Origin of the sequence: Stenotrophomonas sp. NRRL B-14846 (assembly GCF_050473585.1) — a bacterium.
Lineage (GTDB): Bacteria > Pseudomonadota > Gammaproteobacteria > Xanthomonadales > Xanthomonadaceae > Stenotrophomonas.
The window spans coordinates 2,399,879-2,420,862 of sequence record NZ_JBFLUN010000022.1; the positions used below are offsets into that span (position 1 = coordinate 2,399,879).

Below are 20,984 nucleotides of genomic sequence, written 5' to 3' on the forward strand. Positions count from 1 at the left end.
CGGCTCACGGGCGGACGGCCGCGGTTGCGGCCGGCGCGGGCGGGCGATGGCCGCAGCGGCCATCGCCCCATGCATCAACGGGCGCTGTCGACCACGGTGGCCGACACGGTCGGCACCGCTTCGGCATCCTCGGCGATCTGGCGCGGTGCCGGTTCGGCCACGGCTACGCCCAGGTAGCGCTGCATCAACTCCTGCACGATCGGGCTCTTGCCGGCGAAGCCTTCGATCGACTTGCCCAGCGACACCGCCTTGACCAGGTTCTCGAACATGCCGCCGTCGCCACCGACCAGGTCGATGTCGGCGTTGCGCAGCGCGCTGGCGATGACATTGGCGTTCTCGCGCGAGACTTCCTTGCCGGCTTCGATCGAGGCCAGCGCCTGCTTCAGGCTGTTGTCCAGCATCATGCGGAACTCTTCGTGGCCACGCGCCTGGTCGCTCAGCGAGGCGATGGCTTCGAACTTGCGCACCAGGCCCTCGGCCTCGGCCAGCAGCTTCTTCTGCACCACGCCGGCTTCGGCGTTGCCCAGCGATTCGGTGGCGGTGGCACGGGCCAGGCCCATCTTCTCCTCACCCTGCGCCTGCGCCTGCAGGGTCTCGGCCAGCACGCGGGCTTCGTTGCTGCCCTGCTTCAGGCTGGCTTCGGCCTTGGCTTCGATCACGCGGGCCTCGGCGATGCCGACCTTCTCGATGGCCAGTGCCGAAGCTTCACGCACCTGCGCTTCGGCCAGGCCAGGCGCCGCCTGCTCGGCGCGCAGCGCGTCGGCCAGCAGGCGCTTGGCTTCGGCCTGCTTGCCGGCTGCTTCGTGTTCGGCCTGGGCCAGTGTGGTCAGTTCAACCGCGCGGTGCTTGGAGGCGGTTTCGCGCGCCTGCGCTTCCTTCACCTCGCGCACCAGCGATTCCTGCGCCTTGGCCTCGGCTTCCAGGATCAGCACCTGCTTCTGGCGGTCGGCCTCGGAGACCTCGCGCACTTCCTTGATGCGCTCTTCTTCCTGCGCCACGGTCTTGTCGATGGAGATGCGTTCGCGGGTGATGTTGGCCACGTCCATCTTGCCCTGCTCGACCACCTTGTCGCGCTCCACGCCCTGCAGCTGCACTTCGCGGTCGGTGGTGACCTGCTCCAGCTGGCGTGCGCGCTCCACGCGCTCGGCCTCGATGGCCACGGCACGCTGGCGGTTCTGCTCGGCCACTTCCACTTCGCGCAGGCGGTTCTGGTCGCGGATCTCGATCAGCTGCTGTGCTTCGATGCGGGCATTCTCGGACAGCTGGCGCTGCTCTTCCTGCACCTTGGCGGTCTCGGCCTCCTCGCGCGCGCGGATGGTCTCGATCTCGCGCTTCTGGCGTGCTTCGGCTTCGGCCTGCTGGCGTTCCAGCGCCAGCAGCGCCTCACGCGCTTCCACGTTCTTCTTGGTGATGGCGAGCTTCTCGTTCTGCTCCAGCTCGTTGGTCACCACGTTCTGCGCGGCGGTCAGCTCGGTGATCTTGCGGATGCCCTGCGCGTCGAGGATGTTGAACTGGTCCAGCAGCGACTTCGGGGTCTGCTCCAGGTAATCGATCGCCACGTCTTCCAGCACATAGCCGTTGAGGTCGTTGCCGATCACCGCGATGATCTCGTCGCGGAACTCCTGGCGCTTCTCGAACAGTTCGGTGAAGTCGAACTTCTTGCCGACCGTCTTCAGCGCTTCGGAGAACTTGGCGTTGAACAGCTCATCGACGGCATGCTTGTCCGACGCACGGTCGGCACCGATGGCCTTGGCCACGCGCAGCACATCGGCCTGGGTCTCGTTCACCCGCAGGTAGAAGGCCACGGCGATGTCGGCACGCATGTTGTCGCGGCAGATCAGGCCTTCCTTGCCGCGGCGGTCGATCTGCAGGGTGATCAGGCTGATCCGCATCAGCTCGGCGCGGTACAGCACCGGGATGATCAGCGCACCGGTGAAGTGCACCTTGGGCGTGGAGCTCATGTCGTTGACGATCAGGGCCACGCCCTGGTCGACCTTGCGATAGAAGGCCTTGAACAGCCCGGCCACGCCCAGCAGCAGGACGAGCAGGCCGCCGGCGACGGCCAGGATCGGTAAGAGGGATGCCAACGTCATTGATGATTCTCCTTGTTGCCCGGAAGCAGGTTGTCCTGGAAATCGAGGGCGATCGCATCGGCGCGGACCACCCGGTAATAGTGTTGTTCGGCCATGTGCTCGACCAGCACGATGCGCTCGCCACGCTGCAGTTCGATGTCGCTGCGGATCTGCAGCACCAGCCCGGCGCCGCCATCATCGACAGTGGCATGACCGCTGCGTGCGTCCACCTTCGGCGATGCGACCACGCCGATCCGGCCCAGCAGCGATGCCTGCGGCACCGGACGCAGGCGCAGCAGGAAGCGCCGGACCGGGCGCAGGATCAGCGCGACGACCGGTACCGCAGGCAGCGGTGCCAGCACCGCCACGAGCGTACCCAGGCCCCAGCGCAGCAGGTCCGGCAGCGGCAGCAGTACGAACAGATGGATGAAATAGGTGATGAGCCAGCCGAACAGGCCCAGCAGGGTGACCACCACCATGATCGGGACGCCGCCCAGGCCCCAGCGCGCCAGCATGGCCGACAGGCCACTGAGGTCGGTCCCCGCCTCGAGCGCGCCATCGGCGCCGAGATCGCCAAAACCGTCATCGACCAGGCCGAACGCCGCAACCGCCCAATACATCACCGACACCAACAGCAGAATGCTGTACGGCAGCGTCGGGTAACCGAGTACGACGGTGAGAAACTCCTGCATCGCTTGCCTTCCTGGGCTATGGGCGGCGGCCGCCCGTTCGGGGCGCGCCGAGCGCGTCCCGTCGATCCCCGCGCCAGCCCTCATGGCAGGCGCGCTTGGGACCATCCTATGTGAAGAATGCGTGCAGGCTCAAATCGGGGCGCTGATCAGGGTAAATAGTGACGCGAATCACTCGAGAACCGTGCAATCGGCGCGGCGCACTTCCTCGACGAAGGTGCGCATCTTGTAGCCGTCCTTGATGCCCGGTTCCAGTTCGATGCCGCTGGAGACATCCACGCCCCACGGCAGGGTGGCCAGCACCGCGTCGTAGACGTTTTCCGGGTTCAGGCCACCGGCCAGCAGGAACGGGCGATGCAGGCCGGTCGGGATCCGCCCCCAGTCGAAGGCCACGCCGGTGCCGCCACCGCCGCCCGGCGCATGGCTGTCGAACAGGAAGCCGGCGGCGCTGGGATAGCGCAGCTGCAGGGTGCGGGCGTTGATCTCTTCACGCCCGCCCATGGCGATCGCCTTCAGGTACGGCATGTTGAAGCTGCGGCAGAAGCTCTCGTCTTCCTCGCCATGGAACTGCAGCAGGGTCGGTCGTACCGTGCGCAGCACCTCGCGCACCTCTTCCTTGCTGTTGTTGCGGAACAGCGCCACCACGTCGACCATCGGCGCGATCGCCTGGCGCATCGCGCGTGCCTCGGCCGGGGCGACCCGGCGGCTGCTTTCACGGGCGAAGATGAAACCCACCGCGTCCACACCCAGTTCACCGGCCAGGCGGACGTCGCCGGCCCGGGTCATGCCACAGAACTTGATGCGCGTGCGGTAGTAGGAGCGGCTCATAGCGTGACCTCGGCGGGCAGATGCCAGTTGTCGGGGTACAGGGGCCCAAGGAACACCAGGCCCTGCGGCGGTGCGGTGGGACCGGCTACGGTGCGATCGCGCCCGGCCAGCAGTTCGGCGATCCATTCCACCGGTTTTTCGCCGCTGCCCACCAGGATCAGCGATCCGACGATATTGCGGACCATGTGATGAAGGAATGCATTGCCCTGCACGGCGACCTCGATCACCTCACCCTGGCGGCTGACCTGCAGTGACTGCAGTTCACGCCGTGCATGCAGCGCCTGGCACTGCACCGAGCGGAACGCACTGAAGTCGTTCTCGCCGAGCAGGGCCTGGCCGGCAGCATGCATCAGGTCCGCGTCCAGCGCACGGCGCTCCCAGCTGAGGGTCTGCCGCTGCAGCGCCGGCCGCACTTCGCGGTTGAGCAGGCGGTAGCGGTAGCGGCGCGCACGCGCCGAGAAACGGGCATGGAAATCATCGGCCACCGGCACGCACCAGCGCACCGCGATCGAGCGCGGCAGGCGGGTGGTGGTGCCCAGCATCCAGGCGCGCGGATCGCGCACCACGTCGGTATCGAAGTGGACGACCTGGCATTGGCCATGCACACCGGCATCGGTACGGCCGGCACAGACCACCTGCAGCGGCGCATCGGCCACCGACGACAGGGCCTGCTCAAGGCTGGCCTGCACGCTGGGGCCGCCCTCGCCCAGGTTCTGCCAGCCCCTGAAATCGCTGCCGTCGTATTCGACGCCAAGCGCGTAACGCATGTGCTACCTCGATGTTGCGGGTGGGGCGGCGCTCAGGCCGGATCGCGTTCGGACCAGACCGCCAGTTCGTTGCCACCGGGCTCGACGAACTGGAAGCGGCTGCCGCCGGGGAAAGAGAACACCGGCCGCACGACCTCACCGCCAGCGTTGCGCACCGCCGCTTCGATCGGCGCCAGCTGGTCGGCATACAGCACCAGCAGCGGCGCACCGCTGTCGCTGGCCCGTTGCGGCTGGCCGCGGAAGAAGCCGCCCTGCAGGCGGCCATCGTCGAAGGCGGTGTAGTCGCTGCCATAGTCGACGAACGACCAGCCGAACACCTTTTCGAAGAAGGCGCGGCTGGCGGCCGGGTCACTGGAGGCGAATTCAACGTAGTCGATACGGCGCTCGCGGCTCATGGCACGGTCCTTGTCGGCGGGTTCGGTCACGGCAGGCGGGCCAGCAGTTCGCGGGCCTGGGCCTGGCAGTGCAGGTCGCCGCCCTCGGCCACTTCCTGCAGCAAGGTACGGGCGGTCTGGGCATCGCCCAGATCGAGGTAGGCGATGGCCAGCTCCAGGCGTTCCTGCCCGGCACGCGGCGCCCAGCCGGCATCGCTGGCCGGTGCCGCGGTGTGTTCTTCGTGCGCGGCCGCGGCCAGCGCGTCGTGTGGCGCGCCACTGGAATCGCCGTTGTCATGGTGCTCGGCCGGCAGGTCGAACACGCCACGGAACTGCGGCTGCTGTTCGGCGTGCAGCGCGTAGTCCGGCACTGCGATCTCGTCAGGGACCGCCTGCACGACCGGCTCATCCTGCACGGCGGCGTCCGGCACGGGGGTGTCCAGCGTAGTCACCGGCTCGTCCCAGCGCGGCAGGTCGGTCACGGCCTCGGGCAGCTGCACCACTTCGTCATCGCGCAGCGTCTGCGCCTGCCAGTCAGCCTGGGCGGCGACGTCGGCGACCGCTTCGGCAGCCACGTCATCCTGCACCTCGGTTTCGCTCGCCCAGGCCGGCATCGCCGGCTCCTGGCGGCCACTGTCGGACACCGCCGTCGACCACGAAGACTGCTCGGCCAGCGTATCCAGCGCCGCGCCCGCCGGTACCGCAGCGGCCAGGCCGGCGGCATCGCCTTCCTCGCGCAGCGGCGGCAGTGGCGACGGCTTGCGACGACGCAGCAGCCAGGCCGCGCCGGCCGCCAGCAACAGCACCGGCAGACCCAGCCAGTACCACGGCGTGGCCGCATCGCGGGCATCCGGTGCCTGCGCCAGGCGCTGCTGCGCGGCGGCCAGGTCGTTGTCCTTCATCGCGATCAGCGACTGCTGCTGTTCCTTGAGTTTTTCCAGGTCGGCCACGCGCTGCTTCAGCTCGCCGATCTCGGCATCGCGGGTCGCGATGTCCTCGCGTGCCTGGCGCAGTTGTTCGTTGCCCAGCATGTCACCCTCGCTGCCGGCTCCAGTGCCGGTGGTTGTGCCCGCGTGCGCGGCGTCGGAGGCCAGCGCCGGAGCGATTTCAAGTCGTGCCCCATTGGCCGCAGCCGGGGAAGAAGCGTTCGTGGTTGCCGCCGTGGCGACCGGGGCCACGGTACCCGCTGGTTGCGGCACGGTGCGTGCCTGCCGCCACTGTGCGGCATGCTCACGCACCAGCGCTGCGGCCTCGGCGGCATCGACCGCCGCCAGTGCATCGCTGCCGGGCATGCGCAGCACGGCGCCCTGCTTGAGCAGGTTGACGTTGCCGCGGATGAAGGCCTCCGGGTTGGCGCGCAGCAGCGCGATCATGGCGCGGTCGCGGCTGACCTGGTTGCCGCGGGCCACCGCGCTGGCGATCTGCGACAGGGTCTGCCCACGCTGGACGGTGACGCTGCCATCGGCTGCTGGCGCGGCAGCGGGTGCAGCCACTGCACGCGGGCGGGCCGGTGCGGGTGCCGGCGTGGCGGCAGTGGACGCCGCAGGCGCGCTCGCGCTCTCCGCAGCGGCGGGCGACGGGGTGGCCTCACGGGCGATGGTGTTGGAGAGCGTACCTGCGGGTGCAACGATTTCCGGCTCGGCCACGGCCAGTGCACTGGACGGTGCATCGACCAGCGCCGAGTACTCGCGCACCAGGCGACCCTGGCCCCAGTCGGCCTCGATCAGGAAGCTCAGCGACGGGGTCTCGACCGGCGTCTGCGAGGTTACCCGCACCACCGCCCTGCCCTGCGCATTGCGGGTCAGTTCAAACTGCAGTTCGCCGACCAGCCCGGTCGGCCGCTGCAGGCCAACGCGCTCGAAGGTGACCGGTGAGGCCAACGCGACACGCAGGTTCTCCAGCTCGGACGGATCGGCGGAGACCACCGGGATTTCGGCCAACAGGGGCTGGCCCGGCTTGGACAGGACACGGATGTCGCCCAGACCCAGCGCAAGCGCCGAACTGCTGGCCAGGGCCAGCAGCGCGGTGGAAAGATAGAGGAGCGGGCGCTTTGCGCCCCTGGCCCATTTATTCATGGGCGACACTATAAAGCGTGCGGACCGGAGTCCGCACCCACCGGAAAGACCCTTGAGGGAGTGCCGGCCGCTGGCCGGCAATCCCTTCGGCCGGTGGCTCAGGGCAATGCCGGCCAGCGGCCGGCACGACCGGTGAGGCAACCGCAGTGATCAGCGCTGCTCGGCGGCGACCAGCTCAGCCAGCTGCACGGCATTCAGGGCAGCACCCTTGCGCACGTTGTCCGACACGATCCACAGGTTCAGGCCGCGCGGGTGCGACAGGTCCTCACGGATGCGGCCGACATACACCGCGTCGGTGCCCGAGGCGTGGGTGACCGGGGTCGGGTAACCACCGGCCTCGTGGCGATCCACCACTTCGATGCCCGGCGACTGCTCCAGCAGCGCGCGTGCTTCTGCCACGGTGACCTTGTCGCGGGTCTCGATCGCCACCGATTCGGAGTGGCCGTAGAACACCGGCACGCGCACCGCGGTCGGGTTCACCAGGATGCTGTCGTCGCCAAGGATCTTGCGGGTTTCCCAGATCAGCTTCATCTCTTCCTTGGTGAAGCCGTTGTCCTGGAAGTCGTCGATGTGCGGGATCAGGTTGAAGGCGATCTGCACCGGGAAGCGCTGCGGATCGATCTCCTGGAAGCTCAGCAGCTGACCGGTCTGCTTGCCCAGCTCCTCGGTGGCCGAACGACCACCGCCGGACACCGACTGGTAGGTGGAGACGTTGATGCGCTCGATGCCGTACTTGCGGTGCAGCGGTGCCAGCGCCACCAGCATCTGCATGGTCGAGCAGTTGGGGTTGGCGATGATGCCGCGCGGACGGTTGGCGACCTGTTCCGGGTTGACCTCGGACACCACCAGCGGCACGTCATCGTCGTAACGGAAGGCCGAGGAGTTGTCGATCACCACCGCACCAGCGGCGGCGAACTTCGGTGCGTATTCCTTGGACACGCTGCCGCCGGCCGAGAACAGCGCGATCTCGACACCGGTCGGATCGAAGGTGGCCAGGTCCTGGACCGTGACCTTCTGGCCGTTGAACTCGATCTCACCGCCGGCCGAACGCTCGGAGGCGAGAACGCTCAGGGTGCCGACCGGGAAGTCACGCTCGGCCAGGATCGACAACATGGTCTCGCCGACGGCGCCAGTGGCACCAACGACGGCGACGTGGAAACTGCGCTGTGCATTGCTCATGGGGGAAACTCTCACGAAAACGGGGATGGGAAAAAACACGCACGACAGCTGGGTTCGGGGAACCTCCTCAAGCGGGGCGCGCGGAGGTTCCCTATCGTTTCCCGGTTTTTTTGCCCAGGGTCACGCGCGCGGCCATCGCCGCGTCAGCGTTGATCGCGCTCGGCATGCGCGACGGGCCGCCGTCCAGGCCGAGCCCGGCGACCAGATTATCGACGGCCAGCTGTACCATCGCCGTGCGCGTGGCCAGCGAGGCACTGCCAATGTGCGGAGTGAGCACGACGTTGCGCAGCGCCAGCAGTTCGGGGCGTACCTTTGGCTCGCCTTCGTACACATCCAGACCCGCTGCAGCAAGGCGACCGTTGGCCAACGCATCGGCCAGCGCGATCTCATCGACCAGGCCGCCGCGGGCGATGTTCACCAGCGTCGCCGACGGCTTCATCTTCGCCAGCGCGGCGGCATCGATCAGATGATGCGAGGCCGGCGTGTACGGCAGCACCAGCAGCAGGTGGTCTGACTGCGCGAGCAGCGTATCCAGGTCCACATAGGTGGCGCCCACTTCCGCCTCGGTCGCGGCCGGCAGCTGCGATCGGTTGTGGTACAGCACCTTCATGCCGAAACCGTGCGCGCCGCGGCGGGCGATACCCTGGCCGATGCGGCCCATGCCGAGGATGCCCAGCGTGCTGCCGTGGATGTCGGCACCGAGCATGGTCTGGAACGACCACTGCTGCCACTGGCCTTCGCGCAGCCAGCGCTCGGATTCAGTGATGCGGCGCGCGGTCGCCATCAACAGGGCGAAACCGAGATCGGCGGTGGTTTCAGTGAGGACGTCCGGGGTATTGCTGGCGAGGATGCCGGCCGCGCTGAGCGCGTCGACGTCCAGGTTGTTGTAGCCCACCCCGACATTGGCGATCACCTGCAGCTGCGCGGCGCCGGCCACCTGGGCCGCACCGATGCGCTCGTTGAGGGTGATGATCGCGCCATCGGCGCTGGCCAGCTGTTCGGCGATCTGCCCGGGCGACCAGGCGGTGACCGTGTCGGTGCTGCGCAGCTGCACGCGATCGCGCAGCGGCGCGATGGCCGCGTCGATCAGCGGCTGGCTCACCCACACGGTCGGCCGCGTGTCAGCCATCGATCTGCCCGGGAATGCGCGGGGTGATCGTGCCGACATCGCCGCACTGCGCGCGGTGGCGCAGCGCCTGGTCCATCAGCACCATCGCCACCATCGCCTCGGCGATCGGAGTGGCACGGATGCCGACGCAGGGGTCGTGGCGGCCGGTGGTGACCACCTCGACCACGTTGCCGGCGGTATCCAGCGACGGGCCCGGCAGGCGCAGGCTGGAGGTCGGCTTCAGGGCGATCGAGGCAACCACCGGCTGGCCGGTGGAAATGCCACCGAGGATGCCGCCGGCATGGTTGCTGGCGAAGCCCTGCGGGGTCAGCAGGTCGCGGTGTTCGGTGCCCTTCTGCGCGGCGCTGGCGAAACCGTCGCCGATTTCCACGCCCTTCACCGCGTTGATGCTCATCAGCGCGGCAGCGAGTTCGCCATCAAGCTTGCCGTAGATCGGCTCGCCCCAGCCCGGCGGCACGTTGTCGGCGACCACGTCCACGCGCGCACCGACCGAATCACCGGACTTGCGCAGCGCATCCATGTACGCCTCCAGCTCGGGCACCTGTGCGGCGTGCGGCCAGAAGAACGGGTTGTCTTCCACCGCCGACCAGTCGAAACCGGCCGGGGTGATGTCGCCCAGCTGCGACAGGTAGCCACGCACGGTGACGCCGAAGCGCTCGGCCAGCCACTTCTTGGCGACCACGCCGGCGGCCACGCGCATGGTGGTCTCGCGCGCCGAGGAACGGCCACCACCGCGCGGGTCGCGGATGCCGTACTTGTGCCAGTAGCTGTAGTCGGCATGGCCCGGGCGGAACTGCTGGCCGATGTTGGCGTAATCCTTGCTGCGCTGGTCGGTGTTGCGGATCAGCAGCGCGATCGGGGTGCCGGTGGTCAGGCCCTCGTACACGCCGGACAGGATCTCGACCTCATCGGCCTCGCGCCGCGCCGAGGTGTGCCGGCTCTTGCCGGTGGCGCGGCGCTGCAGGTCGTGGGCGAATTCGGCCGCGTCCAGCGCCAGCCCCGGCGGGCAGCCATCGATCACGCAGCCGATGGCCGGCCCGTGCGACTCGCCGAACGTGGTGACGGTGAACAGCTTGCCGAACGAATTGGAGCTCACGGGCGCTGCGCCGCCAGTTCGGTGATGCGCGCGCTGTGGGCGATCAGCTCGCGGCATTCGACCGCGAAGATGCCCATCTGGCCGACCTTGAACTCGATCCAGGCGAAATCGACTTCCGGCAGCAGCTTGATCAGATGCTGTTCGGACTCGCCCACTTCACAGATCAGCAGGCCGTCTTCGCTCAGGTGCAGCGGCGCGTCACGCAGGATCTTCAGCACCAGGTCCAGGCCGTCGTCGCCGGCACGCAGGCCCATTTCCGGCTCGTAGGAGTATTCCTTCGGCAGCGCATCGGTCTCGTCGTTGGTGACGTACGGCGGATTGGTGACGATCAGGTCGTAGTGGCGGCCGGACAGGCCGTTGAACAGGTCCGACTTGATCAGGTTGACGTTGTACGCCTGCAGCCGCTCCCGGTTTTCTTCAGCCAGCGACAGCGCGTCGTCGCTCAGGTCGACGCCGTCCACCTGCCAGTTCGGGTAGTAGTGGCCCATGGCGATGGCGATGCAGCCCGAACCGGTGCACAGGTCCAGCGCACGGTACACGTCGCGGCCGGCCAGCCAGGGCTCGAAGCCGCACTCGATCAGTTCGGCGATCGGCGAGCGCGGCACCAGGGCGCGCTTGTCGCTCTTGAAGCTCAGGCCGGCAAACCAGGCTTCACCGGTCAGGTAGGCGGCCGGGATGCGTTCGTCGATGCGGCGCTGGAACAGCTCCAGCACGCGCAGCTTCTCGGCCTGCAGCAGGCGCGCCTGGCCGTAGGCCGGGCCGAGGTCGTGCGGCAGGTGCAGGCTGTGCAGCACCAGCTGGGTGGCCTCGTCCAGCGCGTTGTCGTAGCTGTGCCCGAAGGTCAGCCCGGCTTCGTTGAAACGGCTGGTGCCGTAGCGGATCAGATCGATGATCGTGTGGAGTTCGGCGGCCGTTTCAGCGGTCATGGCGGTACTGCGGGCAAAGTGGCCCCCGATTATAGGGGCTGGCGCCCGCGGCGGCATCCGTTGCGGCGGAAACGATCGGGCCGCAGCCGGTATGATGGAGCCCATTTCGCGCGGGAGCCCCCATGTTCAATCGCAACGCCGGCATCATCCTGCTGATCGCCCTGGCGGCGGGGCTCGGCCTGCTGGCCGCCCAGCAGGTGTTCGCGCCGAAGCCGCCGGCCAACGCCCCGGCCACCGAAGCGATCACCCTGTACCCGCACCCGCGTGAACTGCCCGACTTCAACCTGGCCCAGTCCGATGGCACCCGCCTGATCCCGGGCGAACTGAAGGGCCACTGGACCCTGGTGTTCCTGGGCTTCACCTTCTGCCCCGACGTCTGCCCGACCACGCTGGCCGAGCTGGCCGGCGCGCAGAACCAGTGGGAGGCCCTGCCCGATGGCCTGCGCCCGCGCGTGCTGTTCATCTCGGTCGACCCGGACCGCGACAGCGCCACCCGCCTGGGCGAGTACGTGCATGGCTTCCACAAGGACACCCTGGCCGCCACCGCCGATATCCCCTCGCTGGAGCGCTTCGCCACCTCGCTGGGCTTCGTGTTCCAGAAAGTGCCGGGCAAGCATTTCGACGAGAACCCCGAGGACTACACCGTCGAGCATTCGGCCAGCCTGGCCGTGCTCGACCCGCAGGGCCGTCTTGCCGGCCTGGTGCGCCCCCCGTTCAACGCGCCGGCGATTGCCCGCGACCTGCAGAAGCTGACCGAGAAAACCGCCCCATGAGCCTCACCACCGCCCTGACGTACGCCCTGCCCCATCGCCTGCTGTCCTCGATGGCGCGCTCGCTGGCGTACTCGGACGATCCGCGCGTGTCGCGCTGGCTGATCGACACGGTCACCCGCAAGTTCAACGTCAACCTGGACGAAGCGGCCAACCCGGACCCGCGCAGCTATGCGACCTTCAATCAGTTCTTCACCCGCGCACTGAAGCCGGGCGCGCGCGCGGCCGATGCCGATCCGCGCAGCCTGGTGATGCCGGCCGACGGCCGCATCAGCCAGCTCGGCAGGATCGAGGCCGGCCGCATTTTCCAGGCCAAGGGCCAGTCGTTCACCGCCGCCGAGCTGCTGGGCAGTGACGAGGATGCCAAGCCGTACAACGATGGCCTGTACGCCACCGTGTACCTGTCCCCGCGCGATTACCACCGCGTGCACATGCCGTGGACCGGCACCCTGCGCGAGACGGTGCACGTGCCGGGGCGCCTGTTCAGTGTCGGCCCGGCCGCCGTCAACGGCGTACCGCGCCTGTTCGCACGCAACGAGCGCCTGGTCTGCCACTTCGACACCAGCTTCGGCCCGATGGTCAGTGTGATGGTCGGTGCGCTGCTGGTGTCCGGCGTGGAAACCGTGTGGAGCGGCGAGGAGATCCCGGCCTACGGTGATCGCATCACCCGCAAGGACTACCGCGGCCAGGGCATCAAGCTGGAGCGTTTCGCCGAAATGGCACGTTTCAACTACGGCTCGACCGTGATCGTGCTGCTGCCGCCCGGCGTGGCCGATTTCGCCCCGCAGCTGGGCGCCGAAAGCCCGGTGCAGCTGGGCCAGGCGCTGGCGAAGCTGCGCTGACAAAAAGGGGACGGAGGGGATTAAGTCGTTTATGCATAAACGACTTAATCCCCTCCGTCCCCTTTTTCTCGTTACTGCAGGGCCGGGGCCGGGCCGACGTCCATGCCGTCGTAGTCTTCCACGCCCTTCTCCGCGGCCAGCGCCGCGAATTCCTGGTTGCGACGGTCCAGCGAGGCTTCGTCGTGGATCTCCACGCGCTCCACGTGCAGCACGTGGAACGGCGCGTCGCCCTCTTCCGGCTCCTGCTCGAACAGTTCCACGAAGGCATAGCCCTGCGCCTGCAGGTGGTCCGCCAGTGCCTGCAGCGGCTCGGCGCTGGAGTGGACGAAGAAATACCCCCACAGCAACGGGCCGTTGATGTCCCAGTCGGTGTTTTCGCGGAGGTTGGCGAACAGGTTGCGGGTGGCTTCGAGGTCCATGCAGGTTCCAGGGGTCGGGGGGATTACTTGTCGCAGCCCTGCAGCTTCAGCGTCTGGCCGTGGCGCAGGCTGTAGGCAGGGGCCTTCAGGCCGTTGGCACGGGCCAGGGTCGGCACGTCGCACTGGAACTTCGCCGCGATGGCGCCCAGGGTCTCGCCCTTGCCCACCTTGTGGCTGCGCACCGGCTTCGGGCGCGCGGCCGGCGCCGGGCGGGGCGTCGCCACCGCCGCCACCGGCGTGGTCGGCACACTGGTGGATGCAGCGGCATCGGCCACCGGTACCACACCGCCCACCGCCACGCTGCCGGTGTAGCTGGCCGCGGTCGGGCGCTTGATCGCCGCGTTCAGATCGGCGGTGATCAGGGTGCGGGCCAGGTCGGCACGCGGGCCACTGACGCAGTTGCGCTGGTACAGGCCGGCGATGCGGGTGGTGGCGTTGATCAGGGTGCCGGCCGGAATCCAGCCATCGGCTTCATAGCGCGGGTTGAGGTTGCGCAGCGCGCGCATGTAGCCATCACGGGTGCCGTGGCTGCCCAGGCAGATGGTCAGTTCGTAGATGGTGGTGGACTTGGCCAGGCGCAGCGTGGCCGGCTGCGCGCTGATCTTCGGGAACTCCACGCCGTACTGCTGCGGGTGCAGGAAGATCCAGGCCGCAGCGATCACCATCGGCACATAGTCCTTGGTCTCGCCCGGGAACTGGTTGTAGACGCTGTCGGTCCAGAAGCTCTGGCCGGCGCTCTGCTTGAACACGCGTGCGGCACGGCCTTCGCCACCGTTGTAGGCAGCCACCGACATTTCCACGTTGTTGTTCAGTTCGCGCAGGCGCTCGTTGAGGTAGCTGGCGCTGGCCTCGGCCGCGCTGCGTGCGTCGAAACGGGTATCGAAGCCGGTGCCGTCCGGGCCGAGGCCGAAGCGGCGGCCGGTGGCCGGCATGAACTGCATCAGGCCGGCGGCGCCGGCACGCGAGGAGGCATGCACGCGACCGTTGGATTCCTTGGCCATGATGCCGAACAGCAGTGCCTCGGGCAGGCCACGCTTCTCCCACTCCGGCCACATCACCGCGCGCAGGTTCTGGTAATTCTCGTAGCTGGTCAGCAGCGCCGGGCGCATGTCGGTCAGCCAGCGACGGATGCCGGCCTGCACTGCCGGGTTGTACTCGACCATGCTGTCGAAGGCGTGCCGCTTGTCGTTCAGCAGCGCGGCTGCGCGCGCGGCCTCGGGCACGTCCGCGGTCAGCGGGCCGATGTGGTCGGGGTCGGCTTCCAGGCGGTCACCGCCCTCGTCGGCCACGTCATCGCTGGCGGCCGCATCGGCGTCGTGCTTGAGCAGGCGCTTGTAGCTGGCCAGCAGGGTGCCCATCTGGCAGCCCTTCTGCTTCACGCAGTCGTTGAGGACATCTTCCATGTCCTCCAGCGCGGCATCTGCCTCGTTGCTGCCCTTGGGATCGGCATTGGCGACCAGCAGCAGGGCGTCGCTGTAGCGCTTTTCGGCGGCGGTCATGCGCTGCTGCAGCGCATCCACCTTCACCTTGTCCCGGGCCGAAACCCGCTGTGCATGGGCGTCGGGCGCCAGGGAAACCAGGCCGGCCAGGGCCAGCAGCGGCCAACCACGGGAAATCAGGACAGGAACGGGCATTGATGGCACTGTGTGCGAAACAGGCAGGCAGAGTAGCGGCGCCGCCAAGGTCCGGGCAAGCCGACCTTCGGACCGTCACTGCCGGCGGTTAACATTGGGCTATTCATCACAAGGGCTGGACCATGGATCCGATTCTGCTCGGCAAAGGCATTACCGACGATGTTGCCGTCACCCTGCTGCCGAAACTCGGCAACCGCCACGGCCTGGTGGCCGGCGCCACCGGTACCGGCAAGACCGTGACCCTGATGACGCTGGCCGAGGGCTTCTCGCGACTGGGCGTGCCGGTGTTCCTGGCCGATGTGAAGGGCGATGTCTCCGGCCTGGCCGTGCCCGGCAGCGGCGCCGAGAACCTGCTCCAGCGCGCTGCCGAGATCGGCGTGGCCGACTATGCGCCGGCCGCCAGCCCCACCATCTTCTGGGACCTGTACGGCAAGCTGGGCCACCCGGTGCGCACCACCGTCAGCGAAATGGGCCCGACCCTGCTGTCGCGCATCCTCGAGTTGAACGACACCCAGGCCGGGGTGCTCGATATCGTGTTCAAGCTGGCCGACGATCGCGGCCTGCTGCTGCTGGACATGGACGACCTGCGCGCCCTGCTCGGCCTCGTCGCCGAGGAGCGCAAGGACATCTCCACCGAGTACGGGCTGGTCAGTGCGCAGTCGATCGCCGCGATCCAGCGCTCGGTGCTGCGCCTGGCGCAGGACGGTGGCGAGAACTTCTTCGGCGAACCGGCGCTGGAGCTGGCCGACATCATGCGGGTCAACCACGACGGCCGCGGCATGATCGGCATCCTCGCCGCCGACCAGCTGGTACTCAAGCCCAAGCTGTACTCCACCTTCCTGCTGTGGCTGCTGTCGGAATTGTTCGAGCAGCTGCCGGAAGTGGGCGACCTGGACAAGCCGAAGCTGGTCTTCATCTTCGACGAGGCGCACCTGCTGTTCGACGATGCACCGCCATCGCTGGTGCAGCGCATCGAGCAGGTGGTGCGCCTGATCCGTTCCAAGGGCGTGGGCGTGTATTTCTGCTCGCAGTTCCCCGACGACGTGCCGGGCAACATCCTCGGCCAGCTCGGCAACCGCGTGCAGCATGCGCTGCGTGCGTTCACCCCGCGCGATCAGAAGGCGGTGAAGACCGCGGCCGAGACGTTCGTGCCGAACCCGAAGCTGGACGTGGCCAAGGTACTGAGCCAGCTCGGCACCGGCGAGGCCCTGGTCTCCACGCTGCAGGACAAGGGCGTACCGATGCCGGTACAGCAGACGATGATCGCGCCGCCGCGCTGCCGGATGGGGCCGATCACCGAGGCCGAGCGTGCCCAGGTGCGTGCCGGCAGCCCGGTCGGCAGCCGCTACGACACCGCGATCAACCGCGAATCGGCCGCCGAACTGCTGGCCCAGCGTGCACAGAAGACCGTCGAACAGGCGCAGGCGCCGGCCGCGCGCAGCCGCGAGCAGGACGAAGCGCAGGAAGGTGGTTTCGGCCAGGCGATCAAGGACGCGATTTTCGGCACCAAGCGCCGCCAAGGCATGATCGAAACCATGGCCAAGCAGACCACGCGCACCGTCGGCACCAAGCTGGGCAACCAGATCGTGCGCGGCATCCTCGGTGGCATCTTCGGCGGCAAGCGTTGAGCCGCCACTACCGGGGTCAGAGCCCTTTCCGCTGGAAAGGGATCTGACCCCGCTCCCCATTCGTCATCCAGAAAAGAAGTCGTATTGCATGTCGCGTTGGCGTCCCCCCGCAGAGAAAAGCACCGCCCTGATCACCGCCTCCGGGCATGCGCGACTGAAGGCCGAACTGGATGAGCTGTGGCGCGTGCGCCGCCCGGAAGTGGTGAAGGCGCTGGCCGCCGCTGCCGCGGAAGGCGACCGCTCCGAGAACGCCGAGTACACCTACCGCAAGAAGCAGCTGGGCGAGATCGACCGCCGCGTGCGCTACCTGACCAAGCGGCTGGAATCGCTGCGCGTGGTCGATACCACGCCAACCGATCCGCTGGCGGTGTTCTTCGGCGCATGGGTGGAACTGGAGAACGTGGACAGCGGCGACACCAGCCGCTACCGCATTGTCGGGCCGGATGAGACCGACGCTGGTCTGGGCTGGATCAGCATCGATTCCCCCCTGGCGCGTGCGCTGCTGAAGAAGCGGCTGGACGATGAGTTCTCGGTGGAGCTGCCCGGCGGGCAGTTCACCTTTGCGGTGATCGGGGTGGAGTACGCGCCGGTGTAGCGTCACCTGCCCTCTGTAGAGCCGAGCCCATGCTCGGCTGATGGGCAAACGCAGCCGAGCATGGGCTCGGCTCTACAACGGCAACCGCACCAGCGGCGGCGGGTACTGGCGGCCGGCACGCAGCGGGCGGAAGTAGTCGGCATTGCGATAGAAGGCGTCATCCTGCCCTTCGTGCCAGCCGGGAATACCGGCCAATGGCAGCGGCCGCAGCTGCAGTGGATCGGTCACTGCCCTGCCCTCGGCGATGGCCGCGGTCACTGCATCAACGCAGGCAGCATCGGCATCACCCTGCACCACTACGCACTTGCCCACCAGCAATCGCCCCGGCAGCAACGCCTGTTCCATCAGCGCATGCCCGAATACCGCGGCAATGGCGATGTCACCGCCCTGCCAGCGCGTTGGCTCGAACAATGCAGGCCAGTCATGCCCATCCCACGCGCGCAGCAATGTGTCATCGCGCACACGCACAATCACGCCGGTTTCGTCGAACTGGGTCAAGGCGGCCTGCGCGCGGTTGCGCTGTCCGGGTGGCATGGCCTCGATATGCCGACATTGCTGCACGTTGAGTGCCCGCTTCAGTTGCGGGTGGGATGCCCACACCAGCGCGTTGAACAGGTCGTGCCAGTTGTCGGCACGGGTGGCGATGCGCCCCTGCGCGATGCGGGCCTCGTAGTGCAGGCCATCGGCCAGCAGCGCGGCATCCTGTTCGACCAGCTGCAAACCCGGCAGGGACAGGCGTGCGTCAAGTGCCGCGATGGACGGCCAGTCGGGGCCAACCAGCAGATCACGGACGTCCTGCAGCCCGGCGAACAGCGGCTGCCCGAACACCTGCGGATCGACCGCCGCACGTGGCGGCGGTACGAAGCGGCGGACGCCGCCCCCGTCACCGGCGGCGGTCGTCGCTGCGGTCACAGCATCTTGAGGTCGAATGCCGGGCGGGTAGCGGCGGGCAGCGCGTCACCGTACAGGTCGTGCTCGTCGCTCTCGGTGATTTCCACGTCGACGAACTCGCCCACGCGCAGCGGCACCTGGTCGGCATTCTGGATATGCACCAGGCCATCGATCTCCGGCGCATCCGCCTTGGAGCGGGCCACGGCGATGTCACCTTCGATGGCATCGACCAGGCACTGCTGCACGGTACCGATCTTGGCCTCCAGGCGTGCGGCGGAAATCTGCGCCTGCTTCTCCATGAAGCGGGCCAGGCGTTCCTGCTTCACTTCCTCCGGCACAGCATCGGGCAGATCGTTGGCGGTGGCACCCTCAACCGGCGAATAGGCAAACGCGCCCACGCGGTCCAGCTGCGCTTCGTCGAGGAACGACAGCAGCTCTTCGAACTCGGCCTCGGTCTCGCCCGGGAAGCCGACGATGAAGGTCGAACGCACGGTGATGTCCGGCGCAATGCGGCGCCAGTTCTGCACGCGTTCCAGGGTCTTCTCGACCGCGCCCGGACGCTTCATCAGGCGCAGGATGCGCGGGCTGGCGTGCTGGAACGGGATGTCCAGGTACGGCAGGATCCGGTTCTCGGCCATCAGCGGCACTACTTCGTCCACGTGCGGATACGGGTAGACGTAGTGCATGCGCACCCACGCATCCAGCTCGGACAGGCCTTCGCACAGCGCCTTCAGGCGGGTCTGGTAGGCCTTGTCGCGCCACATTTTCTCGGCGTACTTCACGTCCACGCCGTAGGCCGAGGTGTCCTGCGAAACCACCAGCAGTTCACGCACGCCACCACGCACCAAGCGCTCGGCTTCACGCAACACCTCGTCAACCGGGCGCGAGACCAGCTTGCCGCGCATCGACGGAATGATGCAGAAGCTGCACTTGTGGTTGCAGCCTTCGGAAATCTTCAGGTAGGCGTAGTGGCGCGGGGTCAGCTTGATGCCGTAGTCGGGCACCAGGTCCACGAACGGATCGTGCTTGGGCGGCAGTGCTTCATGCACCGCTTCCATCACGCTCTGGTAATCCTGCGGGCCGGATACCGCCAGCACGTTGGGGTACGCCTCGCGGATCTGCTCCGGGCGCTTGCCCAGGCAACCGGTGACGATCACCTTGCCGTTCTGGTTCATCGCCTCGCCAATGGCATCCAGCGACTCAGTCACCGCCGAATCGATGAAGCCACAGGTGTTGACCACCACCACGTCGGCCGAATCGTAGGACGGGACGATGTCGTAGCCTTCCGAGCGGAGCTGGGTGAGGATGCGCTCGGAATCGACGAGGGCCTTCGGGCACCCTAAAGAAATAAACCCTATACTCCTGCGATCCGACACTGCGACACCTGGCTCTATGGCTACAAAGGCGAGAGTTTACAGCTACTTGCGCTTCAGTGATCCCAAGCAGGCGGCCGGCAGCAGTGCCGACCGCCAGCTCGAGTACGCTCGCCGCTGGGCCTCCGAGCACGGAATGACCCTGGATTCGGCCCTTTCCATGCAGGACGAGGGCCTTTCCGCCTACCACCAGCGCCACGTGAAAAAGGGTGCCCTCGGGGTGTTCCTGGCGGCCATAGATGAGGGACGGATCCCCTCCGGGTCGGTGCTGATCGTGGAGGGCCTGGACCGCCTCAGCCGCGCCGAGCCCATTCAGGCTCAGGCCCAGTTGGCGCAGATCATCAACGCCGGCATCACGGTGGTGACCGCCAGCGATGGCCGTGAGTACAACAGGGCTGGACTCAAGGCCCAGCCCATGGATCTCGTCTACAGCCTCCTGGTGATGATCCGGGCGCACGAAGAGTCCGATACCAAGAGCAAGCGCGTGCGCGCCGCAATCCACCGGCAGTGCCAGGGCTGGATCGCCGGCACCTGGCGCGGGGTCATCCGGAACGGGCGTGACCCGCACTGGCTGGAACTGACCAAGCCCGGCGAGTTCAAGCTGGTGCCGGATCGAGCCGAGGCCGTTCGGCTGGCCGTCCGCATGTTCCGCGAGGGCAACGGCGCGGTCACCATCATGCGCGCCCTCGAGGAGCAGGGACTGCAGATCACCAACGGGGGCAACCCCGCCGGCCAGCTCTACAAGATCGTCCGCAACCGGGCGCTGGTGGGCGAGAAGGTGCTCGAGGTGGAGGGGCAGGAGTACCGGCTGCCGGGCTACTACCCGCCCCTGCTGACGGCGGAGGAGTTTGCCGACCTGCAGCACGTCGCCGGCCAGCGCATCCGCCGCAAGGGCACCAGCGAGATCCCCAGCCTGATCGCCGGCATGCGCGTCACCTACTGCGGATACTGCGGCTCGGCCATGGTCGCGCAGAATCTGATGAATCGCAGTCGACGGGCGGATGGGCAACCGCAGCATGGGCACCGCCGCATGATCTGCGTCGGAAACTCCCAGGGCTCGGGCTGCGCGGTTTCCGGGAGCTGCAGTGTGGTGCCGATCGAGCACGCGCTCATGACCTTCTGCGCCGACCAGATGAACCTGACCCGGCTTCACGAGGGGGGCAATCGGGAGGCCAGCATCAGCGGTCAACTCGCAGTGGCCCGCGCGGCCGTCGCCGACACCACCGCCAAGATCGAAAAAGTGACCGATGCTCTGCTTTCGGCGGCCGCCGGCCAGGCCCCGGCTGCATTCATGCGCCGCGCCCGCGAGCTGGAAGAGACGCTGGCCGGCCAGCAGGCCGAGGTAGACGCGCTCGAGCACGAGCTGGCCAGCGCTGCCGCCACGCCGCCGCCGGCGCTGGCGCAGGCCTGGGCCGATCTGGTGGAGGGTGTGCGTGCGCTCGACTATGACGCCCGTATCAAGGCTCGCCAGATGGTCGCAGATACATTCGAGCGAATCGCCATCTACCATCGCGGGATAGAGCCCGTCCAAACCCGGTCATGGAAGGGAACCATCGATCTGGTGCTGGTGGCCAAGCGCGGCAGCACGCGGGTGCTACACGTTGACCGGCAGACCGGCGAATGGCGGGCTGGCGAGGAGCTGACCACTGAGGCGCTGCCAGCGCCGCTGTAGCGGAACGATTCGACACGCCGGCCGC

Annotated in this window: 19 protein-coding genes; 5 read left to right on the top strand and 14 right to left on the bottom strand. The window is 67.8% G+C overall.

Going from position 1 to position 20,984, the window contains the following annotated elements; genetic code table 11:
- Window positions 1-74: 74 nt before the first annotated feature.
- The 10 genes from AB1281_RS13375 to prmB all read right to left on the bottom strand — a co-directional run bounded on the left by AB1281_RS13375 (window position 75) and on the right by prmB (window position 11,135).
- Entirely contained in the window at window positions 75-2,093 is a 2,019-nt protein-coding gene (locus tag AB1281_RS13375; protein WP_075677095.1) for a hypothetical protein, read from the bottom strand.
- Window positions 2,090-2,764 (bottom strand): DUF1449 family protein, encoded by a 675-nt coding sequence (locus tag AB1281_RS13380; protein ID WP_075677093.1) that lies wholly within the window; start codon window positions 2,762-2,764, stop codon window positions 2,090-2,092. Before AB1281_RS13380 ends, AB1281_RS13375 begins: the two co-directional genes overlap by 4 nt.
- Before the next feature lie 168 nt (window positions 2,765-2,932).
- Entirely contained in the window at window positions 2,933-3,589 is a 657-nt protein-coding gene (locus AB1281_RS13385; protein WP_014037969.1) for a phosphoribosylanthranilate isomerase, read from the bottom strand.
- A complete protein-coding gene (gene truA / locus AB1281_RS13390; protein ID WP_262228086.1) occupies window positions 3,586-4,356 on the bottom strand; it encodes a tRNA pseudouridine(38-40) synthase TruA in 771 nt (256 codons plus the stop codon). The genes AB1281_RS13385 and truA overlap by 4 nt, the downstream gene beginning before the upstream one ends.
- Window positions 4,357-4,388: 32 nt before the next feature.
- A complete protein-coding gene (locus AB1281_RS13395) occupies window positions 4,389-4,751 on the bottom strand; it encodes a VOC family protein (protein ID WP_075677367.1) in 363 nt (120 codons plus the stop codon).
- Window positions 4,752-4,777: 26 nt separating this feature from the next.
- Window positions 4,778-6,805 carry a FimV/HubP family polar landmark protein gene (locus AB1281_RS13400; RefSeq protein ID WP_430346136.1) on the bottom strand — a complete coding sequence of 676 codons (2,028 nt, stop codon included), beginning with the start codon at window positions 6,803-6,805 and terminating at the stop codon, window positions 4,778-4,780.
- Between the two features lie 150 nt (window positions 6,806-6,955).
- The gene (locus tag AB1281_RS13405; RefSeq protein WP_049445577.1) at window positions 6,956-7,984 is read right to left on the bottom strand and encodes an aspartate-semialdehyde dehydrogenase; all 1,029 of its coding nucleotides are present in this window, start codon (window positions 7,982-7,984) and stop codon (window positions 6,956-6,958) included.
- A gap of 91 nt (window positions 7,985-8,075) precedes the next feature.
- Window positions 8,076-9,113, bottom strand: coding sequence for a 2-hydroxyacid dehydrogenase (locus AB1281_RS13410; protein ID WP_430346137.1), 1,038 nt, complete (start codon window positions 9,111-9,113; stop codon window positions 8,076-8,078).
- Window positions 9,106-10,209 carry a chorismate synthase gene (gene aroC, locus AB1281_RS13415; protein WP_005410486.1) on the bottom strand — a complete coding sequence of 368 codons (1,104 nt, stop codon included), beginning with the start codon at window positions 10,207-10,209 and terminating at the stop codon, window positions 9,106-9,108. The genes AB1281_RS13410 and aroC overlap by 8 nt, the downstream gene beginning before the upstream one ends.
- The gene (gene prmB / locus AB1281_RS13420) at window positions 10,206-11,135 is read right to left on the bottom strand and encodes a 50S ribosomal protein L3 N(5)-glutamine methyltransferase (protein ID WP_014037975.1); all 930 of its coding nucleotides are present in this window, start codon (window positions 11,133-11,135) and stop codon (window positions 10,206-10,208) included. Before prmB ends, aroC begins: the two co-directional genes overlap by 4 nt.
- A gap of 122 nt (window positions 11,136-11,257) precedes the next feature.
- Here prmB and AB1281_RS13425 point away from each other — a divergent pair, with 122 nt between their 5' ends.
- Both AB1281_RS13425 and asd read left to right on the top strand, forming a co-directional pair.
- Window positions 11,258-11,908 carry an SCO family protein gene (locus AB1281_RS13425; RefSeq protein ID WP_075677089.1) on the top strand — a complete coding sequence of 217 codons (651 nt, stop codon included), beginning with the start codon at window positions 11,258-11,260 and terminating at the stop codon, window positions 11,906-11,908.
- Complete coding sequence (gene asd, locus AB1281_RS13430; RefSeq protein ID WP_430346138.1) at window positions 11,905-12,747, top strand: archaetidylserine decarboxylase; 843 nt, start codon at window positions 11,905-11,907, stop codon at window positions 12,745-12,747. Before AB1281_RS13425 ends, asd begins: the two co-directional genes overlap by 4 nt.
- Before the next feature lie 71 nt (window positions 12,748-12,818).
- Here asd and AB1281_RS13435 read toward each other — a convergent pair whose 3' ends face one another.
- Together AB1281_RS13435 and AB1281_RS13440 are read right to left on the bottom strand one after the other, a co-directional pair.
- Complete coding sequence (locus AB1281_RS13435; protein ID WP_014037978.1) at window positions 12,819-13,166, bottom strand: ribonuclease E inhibitor RraB; 348 nt, start codon at window positions 13,164-13,166, stop codon at window positions 12,819-12,821.
- A gap of 23 nt (window positions 13,167-13,189) precedes the next feature.
- The gene (locus tag AB1281_RS13440) at window positions 13,190-14,800 is read right to left on the bottom strand and encodes a transglycosylase SLT domain-containing protein (RefSeq protein WP_075677085.1); all 1,611 of its coding nucleotides are present in this window, start codon (window positions 14,798-14,800) and stop codon (window positions 13,190-13,192) included.
- Between the two features lie 122 nt (window positions 14,801-14,922).
- On the opposite strand from AB1281_RS13440, the gene AB1281_RS13445 reads away from it, so the two are divergent.
- Together AB1281_RS13445 and greB are read left to right on the top strand one after the other, a co-directional pair.
- Complete coding sequence (locus AB1281_RS13445; protein WP_430346139.1) at window positions 14,923-16,428, top strand: helicase HerA-like domain-containing protein; 1,506 nt, start codon at window positions 14,923-14,925, stop codon at window positions 16,426-16,428.
- 88 nt (window positions 16,429-16,516) lie between these two features.
- Complete coding sequence (gene greB / locus AB1281_RS13450) at window positions 16,517-17,023, top strand: transcription elongation factor GreB (RefSeq protein ID WP_430346140.1); 507 nt, start codon at window positions 16,517-16,519, stop codon at window positions 17,021-17,023.
- Window positions 17,024-17,095: 72 nt separating this feature from the next.
- On the opposite strand, the gene AB1281_RS13455 is transcribed toward greB, so the two are convergent.
- Together AB1281_RS13455 and rimO are read right to left on the bottom strand one after the other, a co-directional pair.
- Entirely contained in the window at window positions 17,096-17,935 is an 840-nt protein-coding gene (locus tag AB1281_RS13455; RefSeq protein ID WP_430346141.1) for a DUF3025 domain-containing protein, read from the bottom strand.
- The gene (gene rimO / locus AB1281_RS13460; RefSeq protein WP_430346142.1) at window positions 17,932-19,290 is read right to left on the bottom strand and encodes a 30S ribosomal protein S12 methylthiotransferase RimO; all 1,359 of its coding nucleotides are present in this window, start codon (window positions 19,288-19,290) and stop codon (window positions 17,932-17,934) included. Before rimO ends, AB1281_RS13455 begins: the two co-directional genes overlap by 4 nt.
- A 46-nt stretch (window positions 19,291-19,336) precedes the next feature.
- Between rimO and AB1281_RS13465 the strand changes: the two genes are divergently transcribed.
- Window positions 19,337-20,959, top strand: coding sequence for a recombinase family protein (locus AB1281_RS13465; RefSeq protein ID WP_430346143.1), 1,623 nt, complete (start codon window positions 19,337-19,339; stop codon window positions 20,957-20,959).
- Window positions 20,960-20,984 lie beyond the last annotated feature (25 nt).

Excerpts from the sequence above, each read along its gene's own strand:
- AB1281_RS13375 (WP_075677095.1), bottom strand. The coding sequence starts at position 2,093 with ATGACGTTGGCATCCCTCTTACCGATCCTGGCCGTCGCCGGCGGCCTG.
- AB1281_RS13380 (WP_075677093.1), bottom strand. The coding sequence starts at position 2,764 with ATGCAGGAGTTTCTCACCGTCGTACTCGGTTACCCGACGCTGCCGTAC.
- AB1281_RS13385 (WP_014037969.1), bottom strand. The coding sequence starts at position 3,589 with ATGAGCCGCTCCTACTACCGCACGCGCATCAAGTTCTGTGGCATGACC.
- truA (WP_262228086.1), bottom strand. The coding sequence starts at position 4,356 with ATGCGTTACGCGCTTGGCGTCGAATACGACGGCAGCGATTTCAGGGGC.
- AB1281_RS13395 (WP_075677367.1), bottom strand. The coding sequence starts at position 4,751 with ATGAGCCGCGAGCGCCGTATCGACTACGTTGAATTCGCCTCCAGTGAC.
- AB1281_RS13400 (WP_430346136.1), bottom strand. The coding sequence starts at position 6,805 with ATGAATAAATGGGCCAGGGGCGCAAAGCGCCCGCTCCTCTATCTTTCC.
- AB1281_RS13405 (WP_049445577.1), bottom strand. The coding sequence starts at position 7,984 with ATGAGCAATGCACAGCGCAGTTTCCACGTCGCCGTCGTTGGTGCCACT.
- AB1281_RS13410 (WP_430346137.1), bottom strand. The coding sequence starts at position 9,113 with ATGGCTGACACGCGGCCGACCGTGTGGGTGAGCCAGCCGCTGATCGAC.
- prmB (WP_014037975.1), bottom strand. The coding sequence starts at position 11,135 with ATGACCGCTGAAACGGCCGCCGAACTCCACACGATCATCGATCTGATC.
- AB1281_RS13425 (WP_075677089.1), top strand. The coding sequence starts at position 11,258 with ATGTTCAATCGCAACGCCGGCATCATCCTGCTGATCGCCCTGGCGGCG.
- asd (WP_430346138.1), top strand. The coding sequence starts at position 11,905 with ATGAGCCTCACCACCGCCCTGACGTACGCCCTGCCCCATCGCCTGCTG.
- AB1281_RS13435 (WP_014037978.1), bottom strand. The coding sequence starts at position 13,166 with ATGGACCTCGAAGCCACCCGCAACCTGTTCGCCAACCTCCGCGAAAAC.
- AB1281_RS13440 (WP_075677085.1), bottom strand. The coding sequence starts at position 14,800 with ATGCCCGTTCCTGTCCTGATTTCCCGTGGTTGGCCGCTGCTGGCCCTG.
- AB1281_RS13445 (WP_430346139.1), top strand. The coding sequence starts at position 14,923 with ATGGATCCGATTCTGCTCGGCAAAGGCATTACCGACGATGTTGCCGTC.
- greB (WP_430346140.1), top strand. The coding sequence starts at position 16,517 with ATGTCGCGTTGGCGTCCCCCCGCAGAGAAAAGCACCGCCCTGATCACC.